Source organism: uncultured Methanobrevibacter sp., assembly GCF_902771435.1.
Lineage (GTDB): Archaea > Methanobacteriota > Methanobacteria > Methanobacteriales > Methanobacteriaceae > Methanocatella.
Window position 1 is genome coordinate 1 of record NZ_CACXXB010000053.1, and the last position, 6,098, is coordinate 6,098.

General features: G+C 35.8%; 7 protein-coding genes. 5 read left to right on the forward strand and 2 right to left on the reverse strand.

The genetic code is table 11. The features are described 5' to 3' along the window. The 4 genes from QZU83_RS09665 to mtaA all read left to right on the forward strand — a co-directional run. A partial coding sequence (locus QZU83_RS09665; protein WP_295611794.1) for a methyltransferase MtaB domain-containing protein occupies window positions 1-1,254 on the forward strand: 1,254 nt, incomplete at its 5' end. 11 nt (window positions 1,255-1,265) lie between these two features. Then, a complete protein-coding gene (gene mtaC, locus QZU83_RS09670; protein WP_292606311.1) occupies window positions 1,266-2,093 on the forward strand; it encodes a methanol--corrinoid protein MtaC in 828 nt (275 codons plus the stop codon). Window positions 2,094-2,099: 6 nt separating this feature from the next. Continuing rightward, window positions 2,100-3,713 (forward strand): methylamine methyltransferase corrinoid protein reductive activase, encoded by a 1,614-nt coding sequence (locus QZU83_RS09675; protein ID WP_295611795.1) that lies wholly within the window; start codon window positions 2,100-2,102, stop codon window positions 3,711-3,713. Further along, window positions 3,703-4,710, forward strand: a complete 1,008-nt coding sequence (gene mtaA, locus QZU83_RS09680; RefSeq protein WP_292606315.1) for a methylcobamide:CoM methyltransferase MtaA — start codon at window positions 3,703-3,705, stop codon at window positions 4,708-4,710. Before QZU83_RS09675 ends, mtaA begins: the two co-directional genes overlap by 11 nt. Here the strand turns inward: mtaA and QZU83_RS09685 are convergent. Both QZU83_RS09685 and tmk read right to left on the reverse strand, forming a co-directional pair. Further along, entirely contained in the window at window positions 4,700-5,248 is a 549-nt protein-coding gene (locus QZU83_RS09685) for a hypothetical protein (RefSeq protein ID WP_292606317.1), read from the reverse strand. The genes mtaA and QZU83_RS09685 overlap by 11 nt on opposite strands. A gap of 5 nt (window positions 5,249-5,253) precedes the next feature. Next, on the reverse strand, window positions 5,254-5,832 hold the full coding sequence (tmk, locus tag QZU83_RS09690) for a dTMP kinase (protein ID WP_295611796.1): 579 nt from the start codon (window positions 5,830-5,832) through the stop codon (window positions 5,254-5,256). An 80-nt stretch (window positions 5,833-5,912) separates the two neighbouring features. Here tmk and QZU83_RS09695 point away from each other — a divergent pair. Beyond that, window positions 5,913-6,098 (forward strand): hypothetical protein (locus tag QZU83_RS09695; RefSeq protein WP_366925385.1); only part of this gene is annotated, 186 nt, incomplete at its 3' end.

Genomic DNA, 6,098 nt, shown 5'->3' on the forward strand with positions numbered 1-6,098 from the left:
CCTAAAGAAGGCAGTGAAAATTCCATGGAAAGTATGGTTGCAGAATGCAGAAACATAACAATAAGCGCATGCCAAAGAGCTTTAAATATTGGTCTTCCATCATTTATCATTGAACAGGAACACATTGCTCAACAAACAGCAAACCCGGAATGGGCTGGTGCATGTACCCAGGCACAAGTGGAAGTTCTAGAAAAGTTCCATGACGAATATGGAATTAAGGTAGCCCTTAAAGCAACCCCTGCAGACATAAGGGATGAAGAAAAAGGCTCAAACTATAGAACTTCAGAACAATACCAAAATGTGATGGAATCCATCGAACAATGCTGTGAAAATGGTGCATCAATAATATGTATTGAAACTACCGGAGGAAAATCTGTTTCAGATTACGGTATTTCAAGAGGAGATCCAAGAGCAATACTATTTGGTATTGGTGTTTTAGGAAGCATAGATATGGAATTCATGTGGGAAGAGATTGTAAAAATCTGTAACAAGCACAAAGTAATTCCCGGAGGAGACACCAACTGTTCACAATCCAATACTGCAATGTTTTTAGCTGGAGGATTGCTTGACAAAGATTGTTCACATACCTTAGCGGCAATTGCAAGAGGAATTGGTGGAGCAAACAGTTTAGTTGCTGTTGAATGTGGTGCAAAAGGACCTTTAAAAGATTGCGGATATGAAAATCCAATAGTCAAATCCATCAGTGGAGTCCCAATTGCAACAGAAGGTAAAAATGCAGTTTGTGCACACTCAGACCTGATGGGTAACCTGATTGCAGGAATCTGTGATTGCTGGAGTAATGAATCCGTTTACCACAGAGAAGAAATGGGCGGAACAACTCCAGAAGTATGGCTTCAGGCAACTGGATTTGAAGCTGCATTAATGAATACAGCAATCCAAACTGGTGAAGATAAAACTTTAAGAGATTTGTACACTCTAACTGACAAATACAGAGACCCGCAGGCATTAATATTGGCATATGACAATGCATATAGAATAGGTGAAGCGATAGTAGAATACGGAGACGATCCATATCAAAGAAGCATTGCAGCTGCATTGGAAGTTGGAAAAATCATTACTGAAGCAGTTGAAGCTAAAAAGATACAGTTAACAAGATTTGAACAAGACAGCTTAAATAGCGCAATTAGAACATTTAATAAATTGCCAGATGACTCATCTAAATTTATTAAACGTAGCGTAAGAAGATACGGTCGTAAAGTTGAAGATTTCGACCCTAAAAATTATGAATTATAAGAGGGATTGAAATGAGTTATAAAGATTTGGAAGATAAAATAACACAAGATAAAATTGCTATTCGATACAATGTTGTCGCTGAAGGAGCTGCAATGAAAGCAGAAGACTATCCTGAAGTAAAAGAAATTTTACCAACAGAAGAACCATTCAGAAAAATAGCTTTAGAAATACTATACGAAGATAAGATTAACGCATTGAAAGATGTCAAAAAATCCCTTGAGGAAGGTTATTCCCCAATCGAATTAATCAATAATGCATTAATGAAAGGAATCGATGCAGTGAGCACATTATATACAAAAGGAGTTTATTTCTTGCCTGATTTGATGCTTGCTGGAGATGCAATGATGGAAAGTGTTAAGGAATGTGAAAAGGTTCTTGGTCGCAAAAGTGATACAAAAGGAACTGTAGTATGTTTTGTAGCTGAAGGAGATCCCCATGACATAGGTAAAAACTTGATTTTAATGTTTTTAAGAGCAGGAGGATTTGAGGCTATTGATTTAGGACGTGATGTTGCAGCACAAAGAGTTGTTGAAGCAGTTAAAGAATACGATCCATTATTCATGACAGGTACAGCACTCATGACCACAACAATGACCGCATTCCCTAAAGTTGTCGAAGCGCTTAAGGAAGCAGGTCTTGAAGTTCCGGCTATCGGATGTGGTGGTGGAGCAGTCAGAAAAGATTACGTTGAAACAATGGACATGACAGTTTATGGTGTTGAAGCATACCACACACCAAAATTAGCGGACGCTATACTAACTGACAATAAGAATTGGGAAGATTTAAGAAAAGAATATAGTGATATTGTCGGAGAGTTCGTATCAGAATATGCAAGCTAAGATAATATGGCAGAACATACTGGAATTGCAATAGATATTGGAACAAGTGGTATCAGAGCCCAAAGCTATGATTTAACCACTGAAAAAACAATATCTACAGCAATCACTTTAAGACATCCTTTACCTGGTGCAAATGTAATTGACCATTTGCATTTTGCTATTGATATTGGGCAGAATCAAGCCCATAAATTATTAATTAATGCAATTAATAAAGTCATTAACAGTTTAGATGTTAACAATGTTGAAAGATTATCAGTTTGTGGGAATCCAATTCAATTATCTCTTTTCAACAATATTGAAATAAGAGATTTGGCTTATTGGGGAAAAAATGCACTGAAAAATCAAAACATCACACCCCCTTCCAGAAAATCCAAAAAGATAAATGCATCTGAAATTGGATTAGACGTTCCTCCAAATACCTACGTTTATATCCCTCCTGCAATTAAGCATGAAATCGGAGCGGACGCACTGGCAATGCTTTATAAATCAGGAGCTCTTGATAAGGATGAGGATTCATTGATAATTGATTTTGGAACAAATGCCGAAATGGCATTGATTGTAGAAGGAGAAATTTACACCGCTTCAGCAGCTGCAGGACCTGCAATTGAAGGTCAGACAATTGAAAAAGGAAGATTGGCTTCCCCAAATACAATTTGTGATATTGCAAAGGAAGGCAATAATTGGAGAATGAAAATCCTTGATGATGATTTGCTTGTTCAAAATGGAGATTTGATAAATCCACTCAATGGAGATTCCATTGAAAAAAGTGACATGACCGCTTGTGGAATAACAGGAACCGGTGTAATTGCAGCATTCTGCCTTGGAATAGAAGATGGAATCATTGAAAACGGGAAAATCAAAGAAAAAATCTACCTTCAGGATGACATTTATTTAACTGAAAACGATATAAACAATATAGGGAAAGCCTTGGGCGCTTTCAAAGCTGCTGAATTGACTTTAGCTGAAAGTTCGGATATTTATTTGGATGAAATTGATTCAGTTTATATGGCTGGAGCATCAGGATTTTATGTTGATGCATTGAAGTCTATGAAAATAGGTCAGATTCCACCATCTTCAACAGAAGTATTCCAAATTGGAAATACTTCCCTTGCAATGGCTAAAGACATTGTTTTGAATCCGCAACTTCTTGATGAACTGCAACAGATAGCTGACGATATTGAAAACAATCATATAATGCTTGCCACTTCAGAAATTTTTGAAAAGATATATTCACTGGAATTGGCGATTTATGAAGAGGGATTGCCCTTTGAAAAGTATGAGGAATGGCTTTCAAAATATGGATATCAGGAAATGCCTCCCCTTGAAGAAAACCCCCAAATTCATAAATTATTTGAAAAGGACATATCCGATGCTGGAGATAAACCCATTAAAAGCATTGACATTTCTAATACCATGAAAACAACATTTGATGATTGCATTTCATGCATGGAATGTGTGAATAATTGTCCGGAAAATGCATTATCCTTAAAGAAAAATGAATTCAGTTTAAGAAGCGATTTGTGTTCAGGACTTGGATGCTTAAGATGTGTCAGAAACTGCAAACAGAATGTATTTAAATACAATCAATTTTACAAAAAAAGTGATAAAAATGAATTATAAAGAAAACCTTAAAAACGCACTTACAGGACAAACAGTTGAAAGAAAACCATTTGTAAGTGTAACTCAACTCGGAACAATAGATGCAATGAACCATTATGGACTAAAATGGCCAGATGCACACAAAGATGCCAATCAAATGGCAACACTTGCAAGCTCTTTATATGAACTTGCAGGACTTGAATGTGCAAGATTGCCATTCTGCCTAACTGTAGAAGCAGAAGCATTGGGATGTGATGTTAATCTCGGAAGTAACGAAAGGGTTCCAGAGGTTGAAATCTCACCATTTGAATATGCTGATGATATTGAAGCTACAGATGATTTTACAAAAAGAGGAAGAATACCTGTTGTTTTAGAAGCAATTGATATCTTAAAAGAAAAATATGAAGAATTACCAATAATTGTTGGAATTACCGGCCCATTCACATTAACAGGACATCTGCTTGGAATTGAAAATCTTGTAAGATATATGAAAACAGACATCGAAGAAGTGGAAATAGCAGTTGAAAACTGTGTTGATGTGAGCATGGACTACATTGAAGAAATCCAAAATCACGGAGCAGATGTAATATGTGTTAACGAACCAACTGCATCTCCAGAATTAATAGCACCTGATGATTTTAAATCATTGATTAAACCTAATCTTGAAGATTTGGCCGATTACATTGAAGTATTAAAAGTATTGCACATCTGCGGATCCACACAGCCAATTATTAAAGATATGGCAACCTGTGGATTTGATGGAATCAGTGTTGAAGAGGCTGTTGACATTCCTCAAGCACAAAAAGAAATAATCGAAGACAATTGTGTTATCCTTGGAAATATTTCAACTTCAAAAACATTGCTCAGCGGCAATTCAGATGAAGTTAAAGGAGATGTCAAAAAAGCGATTGATGATGGAATCGACATTCTGGCTCCAAGTTGCGGAATTGCTCCAAATACCCCATTAGATAACATTAAAGCTGCAATCAGCGAACGAAATGAATATTTTAATCTTTAATATTGAATGAAACAAATATTGTTGCAATGGAAGAATCTTGGCCAAAGCCATATTCTTCTTTTAAATATTCATCGCTTGGCGTTGACGGAGATGATGAGATAACCTCAGACACATTACTGAAATTATCCAATTCAGGAAAAGGCACAGCAGGCAAAATAAAGTACTCATTGCCCTTTTCCAAATTATGATTATGCAGAACATCCTTGAATATTATGAAATCATCACTTAAGAACTGAACGTCCTCATCATCCATATATTCTTCTTTTTGAGAATCAGTGAAAATATCATGACCCAAAACTTCCCCATCAAACATCAAAAGTAATGTCGGTGTTGGTGGCGGTCTGAAAAATCCTTTTTTAAAAATAACCAATGAAACATCCCTTTTAAAGCATTCCTGAATACCTTTATTGAAAAGAGGAATCAATTCTTCCTTACGTTGGGATTCAAAATCAATGACTTTTAAAATATTTTCAGGAGTTAATCTTTCGACACGAATAACCCCATCCAAATTCGACAATAATCCAATAATTTCCTGCATGACAATTACCTTATGCAATCCGGGCAAATTCCCAGATATGGTGCTACAGCTTTCTTAATATCTGAAGACACTTTATTTACACCATTATTAGCATCAATTATCTCACATGCATAATTTTCAGCCAATTTTAAATAGTTTTCTTTAACACCAGTCAAAAAAGTTTCATTTTCAAAAGTATCCTTACCAGAGGTTCTTGCAACTGATTTGGCAACATCCAAATCCAACAATAACAACAAATCAGGTTTTTTAGCATATTTGTTAAGAACTTCAATCCAATCGGCAGGTTCCTGATATGCCAGTGAAGATATGAAAGACCTGTCTGAAATAATTATTTTAGATTTGTCTTCCAGCTTATCCATTATCAACATTCTGTCAGCTGCAAAAAGCAAACCCAAAGTTTTTTGGACATGGTCAGTAGTTGCATCAGGGCGTTGCAAAATTCTTCGAATCAATTTTCCTACTTCAGAATCAGTTGGTTCAACCAATGTCTCCACCCTAAATCCATTAGCCTCAAGCCATTCTTTCAACATTCCAATTTGAGTTGATTTTCCAGCACCATCTATTCCTTCAAAAACTATATACATAAAATAGAATATGTTTTAATTTAATATATAATTAATTCCAAAGATATTAATGATAAATTATAGCAAGGTGTATTTATAAAATGGTTTTAGAAGAATTATTAGCTCCAGCAGGTTCACCAGAAGTGCTGACAATCGCAATCAATGCAGGTGCTGATGCAGTTTATATCGCTGGACAGAATTATGGTGCTAGAGCATATGCTAAAAACTTTACAATGGAAGAAATTGAAAAGGCAGTTGAATATGCTCACTTAAACGGCAGCAAAATA